At 44.2% G+C, this 17,373-nt stretch carries 16 protein-coding genes; 8 read left to right on the top strand and 8 right to left on the bottom strand.

The window, feature by feature from the left end:
* Positions 1-4: 4 nt before the first annotated feature.
* The gene (locus LEP1GSC047_RS04845; protein WP_010414858.1) at positions 5-1,519 is read right to left on the bottom strand and encodes a hybrid sensor histidine kinase/response regulator; all 1,515 of its coding nucleotides are present in this window, start codon (positions 1,517-1,519) and stop codon (positions 5-7) included.
* 22 nt (positions 1,520-1,541) lie between these two features.
* Positions 1,542-3,884, bottom strand: coding sequence for an ATP-binding protein (locus LEP1GSC047_RS04840; RefSeq protein ID WP_010414855.1), 2,343 nt, complete (start codon positions 3,882-3,884; stop codon positions 1,542-1,544).
* A 172-nt stretch (positions 3,885-4,056) separates the two neighbouring features.
* Between LEP1GSC047_RS04840 and LEP1GSC047_RS04835 the strand changes: the two genes are divergently transcribed.
* The 3 genes from LEP1GSC047_RS04835 to LEP1GSC047_RS04825 all read left to right on the top strand — a co-directional run bounded on the left by LEP1GSC047_RS04835 (position 4,057) and on the right by LEP1GSC047_RS04825 (position 6,428).
* Complete coding sequence (locus LEP1GSC047_RS04835) at positions 4,057-4,872, top strand: alpha/beta fold hydrolase (RefSeq protein WP_020988367.1); 816 nt, start codon at positions 4,057-4,059, stop codon at positions 4,870-4,872.
* An 88-nt stretch (positions 4,873-4,960) separates the two neighbouring features.
* Positions 4,961-5,602, top strand: coding sequence for a LuxR C-terminal-related transcriptional regulator (locus LEP1GSC047_RS04830; protein WP_010414851.1), 642 nt, complete (start codon positions 4,961-4,963; stop codon positions 5,600-5,602).
* Positions 5,603-5,771: 169 nt separating this feature from the next.
* On the top strand, positions 5,772-6,428 hold the full coding sequence (locus tag LEP1GSC047_RS04825; protein ID WP_010414849.1) for a hypothetical protein: 657 nt from the start codon (positions 5,772-5,774) through the stop codon (positions 6,426-6,428).
* Positions 6,429-6,612: 184 nt separating this feature from the next.
* On the opposite strand, the gene LEP1GSC047_RS04820 is transcribed toward LEP1GSC047_RS04825, so the two are convergent.
* The 6 genes from LEP1GSC047_RS04820 to LEP1GSC047_RS21100 form a co-directional block, all read right to left on the bottom strand.
* Positions 6,613-7,305, bottom strand: a complete 693-nt coding sequence (locus LEP1GSC047_RS04820; protein ID WP_010414847.1) for a lysophospholipid acyltransferase family protein — start codon at positions 7,303-7,305, stop codon at positions 6,613-6,615.
* Positions 7,302-7,673 carry a transmembrane 220 family protein gene (locus LEP1GSC047_RS04815; RefSeq protein ID WP_010414845.1) on the bottom strand — a complete coding sequence of 124 codons (372 nt, stop codon included), beginning with the start codon at positions 7,671-7,673 and terminating at the stop codon, positions 7,302-7,304. Before LEP1GSC047_RS04815 ends, LEP1GSC047_RS04820 begins: the two co-directional genes overlap by 4 nt.
* The gene (locus LEP1GSC047_RS04810) at positions 7,670-9,091 is read right to left on the bottom strand and encodes an FAD-binding oxidoreductase (protein ID WP_010414843.1); all 1,422 of its coding nucleotides are present in this window, start codon (positions 9,089-9,091) and stop codon (positions 7,670-7,672) included. Before LEP1GSC047_RS04810 ends, LEP1GSC047_RS04815 begins: the two co-directional genes overlap by 4 nt.
* Before the next feature lie 3 nt (positions 9,092-9,094).
* A complete protein-coding gene (gene ppk1, locus LEP1GSC047_RS04805) occupies positions 9,095-11,224 on the bottom strand; it encodes a polyphosphate kinase 1 (RefSeq protein ID WP_052580647.1) in 2,130 nt (709 codons plus the stop codon).
* Between the two features lie 180 nt (positions 11,225-11,404).
* Positions 11,405-11,845, bottom strand: coding sequence for an LIC13259/LIC11441 family protein (locus tag LEP1GSC047_RS04800; protein ID WP_010414839.1), 441 nt, complete (start codon positions 11,843-11,845; stop codon positions 11,405-11,407).
* Positions 11,846-11,896: 51 nt separating this feature from the next.
* Complete coding sequence (locus tag LEP1GSC047_RS21100; protein WP_010414836.1) at positions 11,897-12,238, bottom strand: hypothetical protein; 342 nt, start codon at positions 12,236-12,238, stop codon at positions 11,897-11,899.
* Positions 12,239-12,417: 179 nt separating this feature from the next.
* Here LEP1GSC047_RS21100 and LEP1GSC047_RS04790 point away from each other — a divergent pair, with 179 nt between their 5' ends.
* The 5 genes from LEP1GSC047_RS04790 (at position 12,418) to LEP1GSC047_RS04770 (ending at position 17,309) form a co-directional block, all read left to right on the top strand.
* Positions 12,418-12,927 (top strand): DinB family protein, encoded by a 510-nt coding sequence (locus LEP1GSC047_RS04790; RefSeq protein ID WP_020988417.1) that lies wholly within the window; start codon positions 12,418-12,420, stop codon positions 12,925-12,927.
* Between the two features lie 159 nt (positions 12,928-13,086).
* Entirely contained in the window at positions 13,087-13,881 is a 795-nt protein-coding gene (locus LEP1GSC047_RS04785; RefSeq protein WP_068872720.1) for a rhomboid family protein, read from the top strand.
* A 225-nt stretch (positions 13,882-14,106) separates the two neighbouring features.
* Positions 14,107-15,867: an acyl-CoA dehydrogenase family protein gene (locus LEP1GSC047_RS04780; RefSeq protein WP_020988276.1), complete on the top strand. Its 1,761-nt coding sequence runs from the start codon at positions 14,107-14,109 to the stop codon at positions 15,865-15,867.
* Positions 15,868-15,871: 4 nt separating this feature from the next.
* A complete protein-coding gene (locus LEP1GSC047_RS04775) occupies positions 15,872-16,522 on the top strand; it encodes a hypothetical protein (RefSeq protein ID WP_010414824.1) in 651 nt (216 codons plus the stop codon).
* A 253-nt stretch (positions 16,523-16,775) separates the two neighbouring features.
* Positions 16,776-17,309, top strand: a complete 534-nt coding sequence (locus tag LEP1GSC047_RS04770; RefSeq protein ID WP_238325517.1) for a hypothetical protein — start codon at positions 16,776-16,778, stop codon at positions 17,307-17,309.
* Positions 17,310-17,373 lie beyond the last annotated feature (64 nt).

The raw sequence follows: 17,373 nt of genomic DNA, 5'->3' as shown, positions 1-17,373 counted from the left end.
TGGCCTAGTTCGACAGTTTATCCGGAAAGACCAAGCGGAATTCGGTCCCTTTATCCGGTTCCGAGTCGATTTCGATTCTAATTCCGAACAAGTCGGCAATTTCTTTCGCGACGAACATTCCTAATCCCGTACCCTGGCCCGTTTTTTTCGTCGTGAAATAGGGTTGAAATATCTTTTTTAATACTTCGTTGCTCATGCCTACGCCGTCGTCTCGTATTTTAATGACCGGGTGTCGATTTCTTTCGTAAACGGCGATTTGGATTTTTCCCTTGTTGGCGGTCGCATCCGCCGAATTCAGTATGATATTCGAGACTAGTAGGCTTAGCTGATCGGAATTGGAAAGAACCTGGACATTCTCTTTGGCTTTTTCGAATACTATTTCGCAGTTTTTTAATCGTGAAGCTTTTTTAAAAACTTCGATGACCGATTCCACCACTTCGTTTAAATCCAAAACCTCTTTATCTTTTCCGACTTCTCCAGGTTTTCCGAGCTGTAACAGATTAAAGGTCAAATTCTTTAGTTTAGTAATTTGATTCCAAGTCACTTGAATGGCTTTATCTTTCAGGGCCTCGTCGGAATCGGGTAATCTGGCTACTTCGATAAAGCCTTGAACCGCCGTTAACGCATTATTGATTTCATGTCCTATGCTAGCCGCAATCGTAGTTAAAAAAGCCCGTCGTTCCGCATCGATCAATTTCTCCGAAATGACGATCTTTTGCGTCACGTCCCTGGCAATTCCGGTATAGTAGGTTTTACTGTTCATTACGTATCGACAAACCGATATATCGAAGGTTCTAGGTTCTCCCTTCCGATTCACCAGCTCGGCGTTATGCAATCTTGCGATTTTATGATCCGATTTTCGATTCGTTAATTTTTCGACGCGGTCCAGATAGGATTTCCGATTTTTTTCCGCGATTAAAAGACTAACATTCGAGCCGATGAGTTCGTTTTCCTTATATTGAAAATGGTTAAGAGCCGCCTCGTTTACCGCTCGAATTATAAGCGATTCGTCCAAAGTTATTACGCAATCTCCGGTCGTTTCTAATATAAGACTATTACGATAATTTAAATCTTTGTATTGTTGTGCGAGTTGGGTTTTCTCTCGAACCGTTTTTAGTATTCTTCTGGATTTTTTGTCTTTTTCCTCTTTTTCTCGTCGTGCGTTTCCGAGAACGATTAGAAGTTGCTGTCGACTTACCGGTTTAGAAATATAATCAAAGGCTCGATTGCGCAACGCTTCTTCCGCGGTATGCAGTTGCGGATTCCCGGTTATCAAAATCACGGGGATATTCGAATTGTATTTTTTGATTTCCTTTGCGACTTCGATTCCGTCTTTTCCGCCCATCAGTATGTCGGAAATCACGATATCGACCGGCTTATCTCGAACGATCTTCATCGCGGATTCAAAATCTTCCGCAATAAAAACGTTATAACCTTCCCTTGAAATTACCCGCTCTAAAGCAGTTCGTATTTCTGATTCATCGTCGATTACGAGAACATTCGGGTAATTTTCGGCCATATCGTTTCTTTTTGTCGGTCCTTCATACCTTTCCTACCGGAATCCTAATCGTAACCTTCGTACCTTGACCCGGGTTCGATTCCAATTGAATGGAACCTCCATGATCGGCCACGATTCTCTGCGAAATCGTAAGTCCTAATCCTGTTCCTTGCTTGGTTCTGCGCGTAGTGTACAAGGGGAGAAAGGCTTTTTCAGCGACCTCGGGATTCATACCCGGGCCGTTATCTTGAATGGTAAAACTGACCGTTTCACCGTTCAAATACAATTCTTTCCGTACGGAAACTTGTATGCTGGGGAACTCCGGCTTATGTTCCATCTCGGAGATTGCGTTAACTGCATTCACTAGGCAGTTAATAAGGACTTGTTCGATTTCCTGCCACGCGACGTATATTTGAGGAAGTTCGGGACTCGTCACTCGCTTTAGTTCGATTCCGCCTTTTTTACAACTTACCTCGATCAATTCGCAGGCTCTAAGTAGAATGAAATAAGGAGAAACCAATTCTTTCTTTCGGGGAGACCTTCTTCCTAAGTCAAGTAGTCCCTTAATCAGATCCCTTATGCGAAGTGCTGCTCCTTCGATTCTTTTATACACCTTTTTCCGTTCGTTCGGATCCGGATCCTCGTGCTCCAACAGATCCTCTAAGTATAGAAGGCTAGACTGAAGAGGATTATTCACTTCGTGAGCGATTCCGGCAGCGATTTCTCCGATTGATGCGAACTTCGCCGTTTCGTAAAGCTGGCGATCGAGAAGTTTGGTTTGAGTCACATCCGAAAATATCAGCATTGCCGCGATGGGAAGCTCTTGGTATTTCTTTAACGGAATGAACTTTATCGAAAAGAAATTTTCATCCTCCCCCAATAAGGCCATCGAAAAATCGAAGTACACCGGCCTTTGGATTCTTACGCACTCTTCTAATTTTTCGTATATCTCGGTTTTTATCTCTTCCGCGAAAAGTTCCGGGAATTTGTCGCCCGGAGCGACGTTGAGAAATTGAAAGAGAAAGAATTTGAGGATAGGGGCCACTTCCATCACGATTCCCTTCGGGTTTAATATTACGATCCCGTTGTTCATCGAGGCGAAAAGGTTCCTCAATTTCAATTCGGAGGCCCGAATCAACTCTTCGTTCTTTTTTTGTTCGGTAATATCAAGTAAAAGTAAAATAGTCCCGATCCGATTTCCGTAATCGTCCTTGAGAGAGGAGGATGCCAGCAAAAACGGGACTTCGTTTCCGAGAGGAGTTCCTACCTGAATTTCCGCTTTGGATCCTAAAAGCACTCTGTCGGTCGATTCGGCATCTAACCGCAACAGGTCCCGAACCTGCAAACCTAGGAGCTCCTCCTTAGGCAGACTTAATAAGTTCGAAATGTTCGTATTGGCATAAGTTATGAATCCTTCCTCATCGGTGGATAAAAGCGGGACCTCCAGCGAGTTTAAAAGTGCGCCTTGAAATTGGAGTAGCTTAGCGGTATCCCGTCTTTGGCGCTCTATTCGTAGATATTGAAGGGAGGATAATAAATCTTCTATGATTTCGAAGTAGAGATAGTTCTCTCCCGAATCGAAGGCCATATTTTCCTTCGATAAGATTTCTATACCTCCGACGATTTTTCCGTCGTCCCGAATAATTAAGCTCAAGGACCTCCTGAATTCGGAAGTCCCCAATGCGATTTCCCATTCGCGATATGCGGAGCCTCCGAATTCATGAATGATAAACGGCTCCTTTCCTTCCACTAAACTTAGTAAAGGGGAAGGGTATCTTTTTTTCAGCCAGGCGGTTTCGAAAGTTTCCTGCCAATCGTCTTCCAGATCCGATTGCACTAAAATCTGATCCGTGCCGTCTTCCTTGCGATAAAATCCCCAGACTAAACTATAATGCGGGTTTTCCTTTAAAGTATCGCAAACTTTTTGAAAAAGGGTCGTTTCCGAGCTTAATCGTAAGGAACGAAGATTGAGTTTTAATAAACGAAGACTTCTAAGAATGCTTTGCAAGTAATAGAGCCTTAACTCCGTCTCGCGTACCTCGGATCTTTGGTAGATATGAAAGATCAACGGAGACTCGGGATCGGGAAGCAGAGTGTTGATCGTAAACTCGGCTAAAATCAATTTACCGTCTTTTCGTTTCAGGTTCCAAAGTAAGGAGATCCCTAACTCCTCGGCTCCGACCACATGTTCGCCGATTCTTTCCGGACGAGACAGTAGTTTGCTCAAAGAGAGTTTTCCAAGCTCCTGGCGGGAATAGCCGAGAATGGCCTGGGCCTTCGGATTCGCGCTAAGTATACTGTAGGTCTTCGGTTCCAGGATCAGGATACCTTCTTGCGCGGGAAAGAATGCGTTTTCCAGAAGGGGAAGAAGTTCCTTTAATTGCATGAGGGGATGTTTAAATATCGGAAATTATGTTGCCGGATTTTAATCTGGAAAAACCAGTTTCTTTACTCGCGGGAATCCTTGATAACTTAGTTCCCCGATAAATCATAGCGGAAAAATGAACCTAATATATCATTTCTTCTTACAAAATTATGCACGAAGCAAAATCCGGTTCATGGAGTCCGAACTCGGATTTCAAAGAATGTTCGTAGATTTAGGGGGACACAAACTTTTCTATTTAAAGCGCGGGGGAGAAGGGCCGGAAAAGAAGACTCTTCTATTGATTCACGGCCTCTTGGATAGCGCTTCCGGATTCAGAAAATTAGCCCCGTATTTAAGGAAAGATTTCACCATTCTTCTTCCGGATATTCCCGGATTCGGATGGAGCAAATTACCGAATGTCCGGTACTTGTACCAAGTCAATATCTTCGCGGATTTATTATACGAATCCATCCGAGAGCTTTCCCTAGAAAATGTGGTGTTAGGCGGTCATTCCATGGGAAGCCTGATCGCGATGCATATGGCGTTGAGGGATGCGCAGAAGGAAAAAAGAATTAAGAGATTGGTTTTATTGGCCCCGGGCGGTATTCCGCACCCGAAACGGGACGAAATGAAGGATCTATTGTTTCCGAGAAATACGCAACAGATTGAAAGACTTTTTGCCTCCCTGTATTTCGAGTCGGCGCCTAATTTAGGCGGTTTTGCGAAGAGGGCTTTGCTTTCGACTTGGAACGGACCGGCAAACCGTTATTTAACCCAGAACACTCTAGACCGTGAAGAAGAGATTTTTCTCGGGAAAAAATTGTCCGCGATCGGCTTAAAATCCTTACTCGTTTCGGGAAAGGAAGATCCGATTACCGATCACCGTATGGTGAAGAAATTACACTCTTATTTGAAAAAGAGTAAAATCATATGGGTGCCGTCCGCAAAGCATGCATTGCATATCGAAAGGCCTTTCGAAGTAGCGACCGCCATCAATGATTGGCTGTAAAATCCCGATCGATTTTCGATAAAAAAAATCGAGGTTCCGTCTGAATCGAACCTCTCTCAGATATATAGAAAGAGGCAACGATTTCTATATGGAAGATATTCAAAGCTCGGGTGCGATTGAAAAATCGATTAAAATCGCCTTGATCGAGGATAATTCGGAGTTCGGTTCTCGCTGTCTGCAAGCCTTAGCTACGATGCCCGAGATTTCGGTGGCAGATCTTTTTACTAGTTGTGAGGATTTTCTCTCTAACGGGCAAACTCGGTATGATATCGTATACGTTGATGTTATACTTCCCGGAATGAACGGAATCGATTTTATACGGGAGATCTTTCCCAAAAACTCCGAGACTCGCTTCATCATTCTATCCGGAATTGAATCCGATGCGGCCTTATTTAAATCCATGCAAGCCGGGGCAGTCGGTTATTTTTTAAAAAAGGATCTCAGAGACATTTGTCAAGTAACTAGAATCGTTCTAACGGAAGGAGGAATTCTTTCTCCAGGGTTAGCAGTGCGAGTTATGGAATTTTTTAGAAAAACTCCGAAAAAGGAAATTTTTGCGTTAACTCCGAGAGAACGGGAGATTTTGGATTATATTAACAGCGGTTATAAAACGAAACAGATCGCTTCGAAATTGGGTACGAAAGAAGGGACTGTTAGAATTCAGATAAAAAGCATTTTTAGAAAATTAAAAGTAAATTCCCGTTTGGATCTAGTTCGTAAATATTCTTAGTCTCACTTTCTTTGATAGATTTTATCATAAAAAATCACGATTGAATCCGTTTATCTTATACCTCGATCTAAGTAATTACTGCTACACCCTTGGGTATAAAAGAGCGGTTTCATCATCGTTCAAAGGAATCGTGCTTTCTCTAAACTTTATTTAGGTTAGTATAGAAGTCATGAACGATGTAAAGGAAACGGAGTGGTCAGGAGCGATCGCACAGTTAGCGGTCGTTATCACAACATACAGACATGTCGGCACTACTACGGATCAAATCTTTCTTGCATGCGAATCCTTATGGGCGGATTGGGAAAGCTTCGATCCGACCGGTCCTGATTGGCTGCAAGGATTCGAAGAGGCGATGGACGAAGGCGAGATGCGCTACGCTGCCGATTCGTTTCTGAAAGTTCGCAGTTTATTGAAAGAGAAGTTCGATACTATAACTTCGACTTTCGAATCGGGAAATGATATGGCCTTAGGGGGACTTATATTAGAATTATCTGATGGTGTTTTCTCGTTGTTGAGCGGACCCGAACCCGCCGAAAAAACCGCCGAATCGGTCGTGATAGAAGGCGAAAAGTTGTTGGAAATACTGCTGGAATCGAACGATATAGCTTTTCCTGCCGATGAGGATTTGTCGGAAGTCGACCTGAATCTTGTCTCCGACGCGGGAGATCGGGAAATATTAAGAGAATTAATCGGAGCCTTCGAGGCAATGGCGGAGACCACGGAGAGAACGTACGGCGAATCCTTATATCTGCTGCTTTCGCGGATATTCATCGTTCATTGGAGCTTTTATCGGCTTAGGAAGGAGGAGATTCCTCCCGTAACATAACGGTACCGAACGAAACTATAATTCTTTGAGTCGCTTCGATTTAGATCCATCGGACGATCCTCGCAATTGAGGCCGTTTGAATCGTCTGCATAATTAAAATAACGTAATATTTAAAGGCGGATATTCCCTTCGCCGCCGATGGAATTTCGTGAGGAGTGTCCGACGTAAATTGAAAGGAAAGATCTTACTTCTTCTGCTTTCGAACTTCCGCTCGGATGTTCTCCGCTTCGAGCGAAGTGATTCCGCAATTTTCTAGCATCAAATTCTCCAGCTTCTTTCTCCATTCGTCCAACTGTTTCTCGCCCTTAAGTTTAGGGACAACGAAAGGTTCCGTAAACGTAAACGTAGCGGTAGAGAAAGGTTTCGGAACTTTAGTTCTGTCCCAGCTGTTTACCTTCCAAAACCGATCGTAATCGGCGGAAAATGCAATGACAGGATAGCCGGTTAGAGAGGCGAGTTGAATGATTCCCGGCTTAAGTTCGTATACCGGGCCGGTCGGGCCGTCCGGAGTGATTAAGGAAATTCCGCCGTCCATAGCTTCTTTAACAAGAGCTCTTAATCCCGCGGCGCCTCCTCTTCGACTCGAACCTCGTCGAGATTCTATGCCGAAATGTTCCAAAACTATAGAGATCATTTCACCGTCCTCCGATCGAGATGCAAGCGGTACGATGCGCATTCCCCTCTTTTTTACTAAGTAAGAAGAGGTGAGATCGATTGCGTACGGAATCTGATTATGCCAGAGGGCTAAGAGAAACGAATCTTTTTTACGGAACAAGTCTTCGGTAGTTTTCGGAATTTTAATTTCTTTCCATCGGATTGTCAGATAAATGATTCTTAGAAACAAGATGGAGAGCCAAGCCTCCAGCCTGATCTTCATTTTACGACACGTCCTCGAAATAGAGGAAGGATCAAGAGCCAGAGGGAGGACAGTCCTAATCCTAAACTTTCTCTAAAGATTTCGGAATCGAAATCCGCACGAGGGTCCTCTAAAAAAGTATAAATGCCCCACAGAAAATAACCTCCGGCCAAGGCTCTTGATATCCCTGAAATCAAATTACGCGGTCCGGGTTCTCGAAAATAAGGAAACCATTCGGCGGAATAAAGTAAAGTTACGCATAGATAAGCCGGGATCCAAACTTGAGGATCGGGGTCGTTATACTGAAGACCCGCGAATACGATCCAAGTCAGAGCGGTAAAAGCACGAAATGCATCGGAAAGAAAAGGTCCGCGCTTATTTCGACTCAAGGCAAAACTTTCCCCGGGTTTAGTAGATTTTTTGGATCCAGCGCTTTCTTTATTTGTCGCATGATTTCAAGTTCGGCATCCGTCCTGGAAAAATGCAGAAAATCCCTTTTTAAGAGTCCGATTCCGTGTTCGGCACTGATGGAGCCATGATGCTTTTGCAGCAATTCGAACATGGACGGATCCACGTTTTTACACTGCGAAAAAAACTCCGCATCCGAAAGACCCTTAGGCTTTACGATATTCAAATGTAAATTACCGTCTCCGATATGGCCGAATAGCGCGATTTCGAATCCGGGATATTTACTATTCAATAAAGCCTGCATGTCCTCTAAAAAAGAATTCATATTTCGTAATGGAAGAGAGATATCGTTTTTGTGAACGGTGTAATCGATGGAAATGGATTCGCTGATTCCTTCCCTATACTTCCAGAAAGTTTCCGCCTGGCGGGAATTGGAAGCCAAGCTTCCGTCCGAGACCAACCCTTTCTCTACCACAGTCTCCAGGAAGGAGAATAATTTCTCCTCGTCCCTTTCATCCGTTATTTCGAATTCCATTAAAACATAATATGGACTCTTTTCCGGAAAAGGGTCGGGAACATGCAAATGATCGATTACTTTTTCCAGACAATAGCGGGTAAGAAATTCAAAAGCTAAAAGAGGGACTTTTACGTCGTGTGTTTCCTTGAATAATTCGAGTATGGAGGAAAAGTCGGGCACGGCGCTAAATAGAACTCGATTGTCCGAAGGCTTGCTCGTCAATTTCAGCGTACATTCCGTAATGATTCCGAGCGTCCCTTCCGATCCGATGAACAGATGTTTTAGATCGTAGCCGGTATTATTTTTGAGAATTTCCCCGTTGAACTCCAGAATTTCTCCGGTTCCGGTCACGACGGTTAATCCTAAAACCCATTGACGGATCAGTCCGTAATGTACGACTCGAACACCGCCGGCGTTAGTCGCGATATTACCGCCGATATGAGAAGAACCCGTGGAAGAGAAGTCTACGGGAAAATAAAAACCTCGGTCCTCCGCTTCTTTATGAAGGTTCTTGGTAATCATGCCCGCCTGCACTTTTAAGGACCCGAAGAAAGGATCGAAATCCAAAACCTGATCCATTTTTACCAAGGAGATGACGATTTCTCCGTTTCTCGCGACGGCACCTCCGGCGTAGCCGGTGCGTCCACCCGAAGGAACGATTTTCAGATCGTTATCGTACGCGAATTTCACTAATTGCGCTACTTCTCCGGTATTTTTGGGAAAAACAAGAATATCGAAATTCGGCGGATACACCTTCGTTCGATCGGTTCCGAAGGATAAGAATGTAGCCTGATCCATTTTATCCTCGTCTCGAAAGAATACTTTTTCCTCTCCGACGAGGGTCTTTAGTTGCGCGCGTTTTTCTTGTGTCAATGTGCTCATTTTTTATTCGGCAAAATTCATACGCTCTATCTGACTGTCCACGGCCTTTTCCCCTTGCAATCGCTCTCGCTTGCGATATGCGCCGTCCGAGTGGAGAATGCGGGCCTTTACGTTGTCATTCAATTGAACGTCTAATATTTTTTTAATACGATCCTTGTGCTTTACGTCCAGAATCGGAAATAAGACTTCGATTCTTCGCTCGAAGTTTCTAGGCATACAATCCGCCGAAGCGAGAAATATACTCTCTTCCCCGCCGGATAAGAAATAATAGATACGCGTGTGTTCTAGAAATCTTCCTACGATCGATATTACGGTGATATTCTCGGAAATTCCCGGGAGTCCCGGTTTCAAGCAGCAGATTCCCCGAATGATTAACTCTATGATCACTCCGGCTTGACTCGCCTTATACATCGCGAGTATAATGTGAGGATCCACTAGGCTATTCATTTTAAAAACGATCCGTGCCGGTTTCCCCGCTTTTGCGTTTTCGGTTTCCTTTTCTATGAGTTCCAGGAAAGTAGCCTTCAAATTATGCGGAGAGGCCGCCAACTGATTCAGATGCGGCATTTTGGCGTAGCTAGTGATGGTATTAAATATCGTAGCAACGTCTTCGGTAATTTCCTTGTTAACGGTAAAGAAACTTAGGTCCGTATAATATCTACTCGTAGTCGAGTTATAATTACCCGTGCCCAGATGCACGTATCTCATAAGATGCTCGTCTTCCCTTCGGACTATCATTAGCATTTTGCAATGTATCTTTAAGCCGACGACGCCGTACACCACATGAACACCGCGTTCTTCCAACTTTTGCGCCCATTTGATATTTCTCTCTTCGTCAAAGCGAGCCTTGAGTTCGACTAGGACCGTAACTTGTTTACCGTTTTCGGCGGCCTGTCCAAGATACTGAATGATCGGCGAATCCCCGCTAGTCCTATATAAGGTCATTTTGATTCCCAACACCTTCGGATCTTCGCTGGAAATTCGCAAAAGCTCTTCGATAGCCGCAAAGGATTGGTAGGGATGATGAAGAAGCCTGTCCTTTCTTTGGATCGCTTCAAAAATCTTTTCCGGCGAATCGAATTTTAAAGTCAGCTTCTGCTGAAAGAAAGGGTATTTTAATTTCGAAGTATGTTCCAAACCGTAGAAATACATCGTGTCGTTCAAATTCAATAGTGAAGGCACGTCGAACATCTCGTTGTCTTGTAATTCTAAAAGTTCTTTGAGAGTGTTTTTAACGAACGGGGAGGTCCCCTCATGGATGTCCATCCGAACCGCATCTCCCCAGATACGATTTCGAATTTCCTTTTTCATCGTGATGAGGAGGTCCTTCACCGATGCTTCCTCGTCGATCGAGATATCCGCGTCCCGGATAATTCTAAACGGGTATATTTCCTTTACTTCCATCCCGTAGAATAAATCGTCCACATGAAGAGTAATGATGGCTTCCAAAGGAAAGAACCTGCGGACCTTACCCTGACTCTTCAGTTGAAAAAATCGAGGTAGCACGGAAGGCACTTGCACTACCGCGAATAGGTCCTTTTTCATTCCGGTTTTTTCGTCGTCGGTACTGAGTAGAATCGCGAGATTCAGCGATCGATTCAGAATATGGGGAAACGGATGAGACGGATCGATCGAGAGGGGAGTGAGGATCGGAGAAACATCGTCCTTATAATATTGGCGAATCTGTTCGATTTCCGAAGCGCTAAGCTCTTTCGGATCGATAATGATATGAATTCCGTTTTCCTTCAATTGTCGAAGGGTAAGATCGAAAGTCTCATATTGATCCTTTACGAAAACTTGAACTTTCTTGGATAACTCGGAAAGAATTTCGGAAGCTCTTTGGCCGTTGAGACTATTTTCGTCGTTCCCTTCCGCAAGCATGTTGCGAATTCCGGCCACTCGAACCATATAGAATTCGTCCAAATTCGATTCGGTAATGCAAAGGAACTTTAATCTTTCTAAAAGAGGATTATCGTGATCGTTTGCTTCCTCTAAAACGCGTCGATTAAAATCGATCCAGGATAATTCCCGATCGAAAAAAATGTCCGGATTCCCTAAATGGATGGGATCTTTCGAATTGTGAACTCCATTTTCGGTAGGGTGAGTTTCGGCGGATTTGGTTTTCTGGGCCACGCTTGGAATCCTTCTTTCTTCTTTGTTTAGAAGTACCGCTGCGGGCGTCAAGTCGCCTTCCGACGCTAAGAAAACGGCAAGTTTAGCATCAATGAGACTAAAGTCGGAAATTAAACCGCTCTAGAAAGATGGATAGATCCACGAAACTCGGTTGTAATGAACCGAGTTTCATTGCGAGTTTTAATTCAGTCTCTCACCGATTTCGCGCATTTCCGAAAGATACGGATTTCGAACAGTTTCAACTTTAGCAATCCAACCTTTCCTACTCGTCGGGCAATGAAAAGCGTGAAGCGCATATTTAGGCGCGAGGTTGCTTAAGGTCAATGAAAGTTCGCCGTAAAGAAATTCCTGGTCTCTACGGGAGGACGCTTTTTCCAACAACTCCGCAAACGTTTGGGCTTTCGCATACAAGACTCTCGTTTCTTGCGAGCTTTTCTTGGCTTCTCTTACCAAGAACGCAATCCCTTTGGCGTTTATTTTCCTTTCCTCGCTGGAAAGCAATTCTTCATAGATACGAGCCATACGCTCGAATAACTTTTCTTCAAAGTTTACTTCCGCCGCCGGAACTGCGGTCGCGGTGATGATTGAGGCTGCGGCTAAATAAGCAAATACGTTGCGCATATAAATTCTCCTAATAGTAACGTTCGCGAACTAAAAAAGGGAACAAATACTTTAGGTTAAAATGCGTATCGTATTTAAAGGTGTGAAGAAATTAGAATCGTTCGATTCGAAGGGCCGTACGTTCCTTATCGAATCTTCAAAGGCTTTTAAGGAGGCAAACGGAACTCTAGTTACGTTCCCCGTCGTTTCGATTTTCGGAAAATTGGATTCCGATTCCGAGATTGCGAGAAGTTCGGTTTTGACCGTATCGTGAATTTTGAATTTGGACGATTCTTCCGTACGGGGAATTTGCTGCGCTTTAGAGAGAGGAACTATGTCTTTCCATGTAGAGGCCGAGCAAGGCGGATTGGCCAAACTCAAGACAAATAGACTTATGCAAACTCGTCTCAGCATCGGAAATTAGACCTAATAAACTTTCCTAAATATTCCAAAAAATCAAAACCTTTTTTAAAAAAATCTTAACCGATTTTTTATATTAACTTTATGATTTCTTACGATTCCTTAACGATCGAGTCGAATTGTTTCTTCTTGGAAATCGATTGACCTACGAGGCTTAGATTTCACGATTCGTTATGGTTCCAATCGAATATTGCAAGGCGATGTCGTTATATAATCGGTGGCAAAATGATTCATTATTAATCGTTTGTGCTAGTTTAAAGGCGGAAGAATTGGAGGCGGATAAGAAATTATTTTTCGGGTCCATCGCCAATACTTGGAATCATCTAATCTTGATGGATTTAGCCTGGTTGGATAGGTTACAAAAAAGGCCCGTTCAAATTACGAATTTTAAGGAAAGAGTTTTTAGCTCCTTTGACGAACTGGCAGAGAAAAGACGGGAATTGGACAAAACCATCTCGAATTGGGCCGGCGAGGTTTCCTCGGAATTTCTAATGCAAGATCTTACCTTCTATAGCTTTATGTATGCCAAAGAAGCGACGTTACCGGTTTGGCTATTAGTGACGCATTTTTTTAATCATCAGACTCATCATCGTAGCCAAATTTCAACCGCTTTGTTTCAATCCGGTTTCGATTACGGCGTCACCGATATCCCTTGGAATCCGATCTATCATTCGGGTTCATAAAGTGGTTTTGACCGACTCCGGGATTGCGATATCGGGTTCCGATTAAATCGGTTTAATTGGTTGACGATACGTCTTTCCAAACTCATACGATATAAGAAGAGACTGAAAGTATTCGCTCGTTTAGATTTTGCACTTTCAGCAAAGGATTTCTTTTTTCCATTGAAGCGTTTCCTACAAAACTTCTCACAAAATTTCCACATTGAAAACTTAACCGGTTACTTTGCCGCAATTACTGCGATCGTGAGCGCTTATTCTTTACTTTTTGATTCGGATTTCGGGAATATCACTCCCTTAACTCTAAAAGAAAAAGATTGGGCCAGCATCCTTCTTTACGTATTCAAAGTAAACTCCAGCTTTTTCGGAAACCCGTGGATCGGTTTGATCTTTTACGTTTATGTGTTCTTTTTTATGGGTAAAATCTTAGAGGAGGACTTGGGCGTTCCTCGCTTTAATACGTATCTGTGGTTAGGCGCGGTACAAATCACTGCAGGAGCGATCTTCTCTTTGTACGTACCTCTTGCCGTAGACTCCAGCTTATTTTATGAATGTCTGTTTCTCGCGGTTGCATATCGACACCCGAATATGCAGATTTACATATTCTTTATCGTTCCGGTTCGAATCAAATGGTTGGGTTTCTTGGTGGCCGGAATCATGCTTTATACCCGAATCACGTACGTGATGATCACAGGTTCCGCCTTTCCGTTACTCGGCATTTTGATCGGTCTCTCCAATTTAATTCTATTTTATGGAAAGGATATATGGCGCGATCTCAAAGGGAACGTTAGAACTCAAATGAAATCGGTCAAAGTCGATTCTCTTCCGACGGTTCATAAATGTTTCGTATGCGGTATTACCGAGAAGGATGATCCGCAAATGGACTTCCGATACTGTGTGGAATGTGCGGATCATGAATATTGTGAAAAGCATCTGCATAATCACCGGCACGTTAAATAGCTAGGCGCTTTTTCGATCGCGCCTGTTTTCGCAATCGGTTCTCTTTATTAAAGGAAGTCCTTCGAGCCTAGCGAAGGACTTTTAGTTGGACGGTCAAATGAATCCTTCTTCGTTTAACCGAACATGCGTTTATTTTAGCTTATACGGGAAAATAGACTATTTCGAAAACGGATTGACCGAACTATGAAGCGGAACATACTGATGAGTCACAAGGATCTCATTCATATGCTCCAAAATAATTACTTTAACGACGTTCCGGACCTCCGATTGCATTTCGATCATCTCATTGCTTGGAAGGAGATCGTCGATTCCTACGAAAACGGTTTTGCGGACGCGGAAAAATACAAAGCCGGAGACGAGCGATTCGTAACCGCGCCATCTTCTTACGACGAGGCGTTGGAATATTACAGAACTTTGTTGGATTCGGTCGGCGAATTTGCCGGTAAGGAAATCGCGCCGTACGTTTCGGAACTGGATAAAGTCGGATTGAAATACGAAGGCGGGCAGGTCATATTTCCCGAAAAAATGCTGGAAATCGTTAGAAAGGCGCGTGACGCAGGACTCCAGCCGACGGGGTTTTCCAGAAAATACGGCGGTTTGGGAATTCCTTGGACCGTCAGGGCCTTTTTCGGGGAGATTCTTTACAGAGTGGACGCGTCGGTTTGTATAGCGATCGGTTGCGTGAATCTTGCCGAAATTATAGAGAAAAACGGAAGCGAAGAGTTAAAAGAGGCCTGGCTCCCTAGACTTGCCGCCGGCGAATTCGCATGTGCAATGGGGTTAACCGAACCGGATCACGGTTCCGATCTTCCAGGCCTGAGAACCCGTGCGATCCGGAAGGAAGGAAATACGTATCTTTTGAGCGGAACGAAGCGTTTTATCACTCACGGATGCGGAACGGGAGAAATTCCCGCGATTCTACTCTTATTGGCGAGAACCGGAAATCCCGGTAGCGGAGCGAGAGGGTTATCTTTCTTTTTAGTCCAATCGAAAGACGTTCAAATCGCCGGGATCGAAAAGAAGATGGGGTTACATTGTTCTCCGACTTGCGAAGTGGTTTTGGAAAATACCCCGGGGATCTTGATCGGAGAAGAAGGGCACGGTTTAATTAAGCATACAATGGGGATGTTGAACGGTGCAAGAGTCGGCATAGCTCAGCAGGGCGTCGGTATCGCGCAAGCTGCGTTATCCGAAACACAAAAATACGCTTCGGAACGCATTCAATTCGGAAGACCGATATCGGAGATTCCCGCGGTTCGTAAGATCTTGAGAAAAATGGAGAGAGAGACGATGGCGATGCGCTGCCTTGTCATGGAATGCGCTCGCAGTATGGATTTGTATTATTTTAGAGGCGAACACCTGAGAGAGAAAGGGGCGTCGGAACGGGACCTGAAATCCGACGTAGTTTTAAAATATTGGGAAAGACTTGCCGGACTAATGACACCTATTTCCAAATTTTATTGTTCGGAAACCTGCGTCCGGGTAGCGGGAGACGGCGTACAGTTGCACGGAGGAGCGGGATTTACGGAGGATTATGACGTTTCCAGAATATACAGGGATTCTAGAATAACGACCATCTACGACGGAACTTCTCAAATTCAAGTGAATGCTGCAATCGGCGGCATAGTGACCGGAATGGCGGCTCACGGTTTTCTGCGCGAATACGTCGAAAACGAATGGAACCATTTCGCGACCGACGAAGTCAAAACTTTGTCGGAAGTCTGGGACGGATACAAAGATATATTAGGTTTATATAAAGAACTTCCATCCGGCGAAGAGCGGGAGGAAATTGCGGATGAAATCGTTTGGGCGACCGCAAGGTTATTGTCGGGACTACTTTTTTATAAATCCACATTGCGTACGCCGGAGGAATTAAGATCCGAACGACTTGATCAGGTTGAAGATTATTGCCTGGATAGTTTGGCGTTTACGGAGGGCCTGAAAGCCAAATTGCGCGTAAAAGTCTCTTCCGCTAAAGTAGCCTAAAGTCATGAATATTCGACTTCTGTATCTGGTTTGGTTCTTAGCCGTACTCTCGCTCGGATGCGCAGTCTCGCCGGAAACGGTAGCTCACAAGATATTCTTGGCTCATGGTGGGAGTTCCTTCGATAAAGTGAACGAGCTGAAGTTCACCTTCGTAGTTTGGACTCCGGAAAAGGAATTGGTGCGAAGGACCTGGACATGGGCTCCTAAAACCCAAGATGTTTCCTTTTTCGACGGGCAAAAGGAATTTCGATACAACCGAAATCAAATAGACGACGCATCCAAAGAAACGGAGGCGAAATTCATCAACGATAGTTATTGGTTGCTTTTCCCGTTCCATCTGACTTGGGATTCAGACGTAACGCTTACTTACGACGGACCTCAGCCTCGCCCTGACGGAAAAGGACCTTTGAGAAGACTGTCGATCAAATATCCGGAACAAGGCGGATTTACGCCGGGCGACCTATATCGACTTTATTACGATTCGGATTACAAAATACGTTATTGGACTTATCATAAGAACGGCGCTTCCGAGCCGACCCGAGCAACGAGTTGGGAAGGGTATGCAATGATCGGATCCATACCCTTTTCCTTGGAAAGAATAAGTCCGAGCGGAACATTTAAGATTTTATTCCAAGAAGTTACGATTTCCCGGTAATGTTCGGGAATTCGTTCCGAGTCACTTCCCGTTTTAAGAATACGCACTATTCTACTTTAAGTATATTGAATATTCGGTTCTTGGTATAAGGTCGCCTAACCGATTGCTCTTCGGCGATCGATTAGACGAACGATCGATACTAAATCCGGAACGGACGCTTTTCAAATTAGTTTTCAAGGAATTCCTGCCGAATTGGATTTGGCAAATGGGCGGAGATATTCCTCCTGCCCGTAATATCTTGGAGAACCTATATATGAAATCGCAAAGTTTCTTCGTAAAGTTTCCTCTTTTTCTCTGCGTCCTTTCGGGAGCGTTTTTCCTTAATAATTGCTATAATTCCTCCTATAGTAGTAAAAGTAGCGATCCCGGGTATCTTTTGGCCGTAGCCTTGGCCGGCGGAATATCTCCCGTAGGAACCGGACCCTGTTACAGCCAGAGCATGTTAGCGAAGGGAACGCCAAAAACCGCCACCGTTATGAATCCTGTCGGTTATTATGGAATGTCAAACGTAATGATACTCTACTTCGAGTATATGGGCGGAGGAACTACGGATTCGGTGACCTTTAGCTCTTCTCCATCAGGCAGTTCCGGCGGGTTGTTGGATATCGCCAAGCCGAATACGTCGATCACTCCGGCAAGCGTGAATACATCCTCCAATTTCGATGCATTCAACGTTCAAGCCCCGTATTCAAACGGGAGCGTAATGACGAGTTCGGGAAGTTATCGGTGTTACGAATTGGTCGTTCCCGGCGGCGCAACCGTAACGTATACGATTTCCATTATGTGAGAGCGCACGAACTATTTTGAACGGATCAAGGATCGTTTTATGTCCCTTTACTTATTTCTATAAT

The organism is Leptospira inadai serovar Lyme str. 10 (assembly GCF_000243675.2).
Taxonomy (GTDB): Bacteria; Spirochaetota; Leptospiria; order Leptospirales; family Leptospiraceae; genus Leptospira_B; species Leptospira_B inadai.
Note: the sequence above shows the minus strand (reverse complement) of the source record. Positions and strands in the feature narration are given on the sequence as shown.

Coding starts and splice junctions, on each gene's coding strand:
- LEP1GSC047_RS04845 (WP_010414858.1), bottom strand. CDS start 1,519: ATGGCCGAAAATTACCCGAATGTTCTCGTAATCGACGATGAATCAGAA.
- LEP1GSC047_RS04840 (WP_010414855.1), bottom strand. CDS start 3,884: ATGCAATTAAAGGAACTTCTTCCCCTTCTGGAAAACGCATTCTTTCCC.
- LEP1GSC047_RS04835 (WP_020988367.1), top strand. CDS start 4,057: ATGGAGTCCGAACTCGGATTTCAAAGAATGTTCGTAGATTTAGGGGGA.
- LEP1GSC047_RS04830 (WP_010414851.1), top strand. CDS start 4,961: ATGGAAGATATTCAAAGCTCGGGTGCGATTGAAAAATCGATTAAAATC.
- LEP1GSC047_RS04825 (WP_010414849.1), top strand. CDS start 5,772: ATGAACGATGTAAAGGAAACGGAGTGGTCAGGAGCGATCGCACAGTTA.
- LEP1GSC047_RS04820 (WP_010414847.1), bottom strand. CDS start 7,305: ATGAAGATCAGGCTGGAGGCTTGGCTCTCCATCTTGTTTCTAAGAATC.
- LEP1GSC047_RS04810 (WP_010414843.1), bottom strand. CDS start 9,091: ATGAGCACATTGACACAAGAAAAACGCGCGCAACTAAAGACCCTCGTC.
- LEP1GSC047_RS04800 (WP_010414839.1), bottom strand. CDS start 11,845: ATGCGCAACGTATTTGCTTATTTAGCCGCAGCCTCAATCATCACCGCG.
- LEP1GSC047_RS21100 (WP_010414836.1), bottom strand. CDS start 12,238: ATGCTGAGACGAGTTTGCATAAGTCTATTTGTCTTGAGTTTGGCCAAT.
- LEP1GSC047_RS04790 (WP_020988417.1), top strand. CDS start 12,418: ATGGTTCCAATCGAATATTGCAAGGCGATGTCGTTATATAATCGGTGG.
- LEP1GSC047_RS04780 (WP_020988276.1), top strand. CDS start 14,107: ATGCTCCAAAATAATTACTTTAACGACGTTCCGGACCTCCGATTGCAT.
- LEP1GSC047_RS04775 (WP_010414824.1), top strand. CDS start 15,872: ATGAATATTCGACTTCTGTATCTGGTTTGGTTCTTAGCCGTACTCTCG.
- LEP1GSC047_RS04770 (WP_238325517.1), top strand. CDS start 16,776: ATGAAATCGCAAAGTTTCTTCGTAAAGTTTCCTCTTTTTCTCTGCGTC.